Annotated in this window: 1 pseudogene; it reads left to right on the top strand. The window is 56.4% G+C overall.

What is annotated here, in order from left to right:
• Positions 1–32 precede the first annotated feature (32 nt).
• Positions 33–661 (top strand): annotated as a pseudogene (locus tag ACP7BV_RS27605) (type VI secretion protein); the annotation flags it as partial.

Here is a 661-nt window from a genome sequence, read left to right as displayed (position 1 = left end):
GTCCCGATGATACCGAACGGTTTAAAAGAGCCGTGAATGAAAACTACGATCTGCCTTTGGCTGACCGGCGCTTGCGCAACGTCGCCTGGTGTTTTGGGCAGGGGGACCTAGCAAAGGATATGCGCGTCTGGCACGGCGCAAACGGTCACATTGGCGCAAACGCTGATGTGTTCGACAACGAACGCGACGACATCGATCTCGGAAACTGCCGTCACTACTGCTACGAAATGCGTCAGCTCATCAAGGACGGCGCCGCACGGCCGGAGCTTCCCGTCGTGCTGAGCTATCCGTTCCACCGCATCGAGCAAGCAATGAACGGCGAACCTTTCATCATCGTGCTGGAAGAAGGTCAGAACCTCGTCAAGCACGCCTTCTGGCGCGAAAAAATCGACAGCTACTTGATGCAGATCCGGCGCAAAAACGGCTTGCTCGTGTTTGTAACGCCGGACCCGAAATACCTCTATTGCGAAACTGATTCGATCCAAAAACAGACCGCGACCAAGATCTCGCTGCCCAATGGGCAGGCCAAAAAGGAAGATTACGTTGACGCACAAGGCTACACGCACGCCGAATTTGAATTCATCCGCAACACGCCCCACCAAGCTCGACCTGCAGCCGTTCACGCTGGTTGGCGCCACCACCCGCGCCGGCATGCTGACCA

The organism is Massilia sp. TSP1-1-2 (assembly GCF_049896185.1).
GTDB lineage: Bacteria > Pseudomonadota > Gammaproteobacteria > Burkholderiales > Burkholderiaceae_D > Telluria_A.
This window is presented reverse-complemented; position numbering and strand designations above follow the sequence as displayed.